At 55.5% G+C, this 660-nt stretch carries 1 protein-coding gene; it reads left to right on the forward strand.

The genetic code is table 11. From position 1 onward, the window contains the following. Positions 1 to 119 precede the first annotated feature (119 nt). On the forward strand, positions 120 to 551 hold the full coding sequence (gene tnpA / locus D779_RS20725) for an IS200/IS605 family transposase (RefSeq protein WP_043758441.1): 432 nt from the start codon (positions 120 to 122) through the stop codon (positions 549 to 551). Positions 552 to 660 lie beyond the last annotated feature (109 nt).

Below are 660 nucleotides of genomic sequence, written 5' to 3' on the forward strand. Positions count from 1 at the left end.
AATAAAACGGGTAATCCCCCGGCTTTGCCGGGGTGACAGTAGCAGTTTGACATTTCCGGGAGTCCATCGGGGACACTCCGCAGCGTGAGCCGCCAAGCACACGATTGTGGAGAGTCCCGATGGACGAGTTCGAGAGCCTAAGTCACTCCAAATGGGAGTGCAAATATCATGTTGTCTTCATCCCAAAATGTCGCCGCCGCGTGCTTTACGGGCAACTGCGGTCCCACCTTGGGGAAGTGTTTCATCAGTTAGCCAGGCAAAAAGAGAGTCGGATCGAAGAGGGACATTTGATGCTGGATCATGTGCATATGCTCATTTCGATTCCGCCGAAATATCCAGTGTCTCAGGTGGTTGGCTATATCAAGGGCAAAAGTGCCATCCATCTGGCGCGGGTTTACGCGGAGCGTAAACGCAATTTTAGTGGGCAGCATTTTTGGGCTCGGGGGTATTTTGTCTCGACGGTCGGTCGCGATGAAGCGACGATCCGTGCGTATATCCAGCACCAGGAGCGCGAAGATCATCGGCTGGAGCAGTTGCAACTGTGGCGCTGATCTGCCGCCTTTAGGCGGCCCTAATACCGTGGGGCCGCGTTAGCGACCCCTTGCCGCTTTGAGCGGCTCACGAATTCAAAGCCCCCGGCTTTGCCGGGGGATGGTTACT

Origin of the sequence: Imhoffiella purpurea (assembly GCF_000585215.1) — a bacterium.
GTDB lineage: Bacteria > Pseudomonadota > Gammaproteobacteria > Chromatiales > Chromatiaceae > Imhoffiella > Imhoffiella purpurea.

Coding starts and splice junctions, on each gene's coding strand:
- tnpA (WP_043758441.1), top strand. CDS start 120: ATGGACGAGTTCGAGAGCCTAAGTCACTCCAAATGGGAGTGCAAATAT.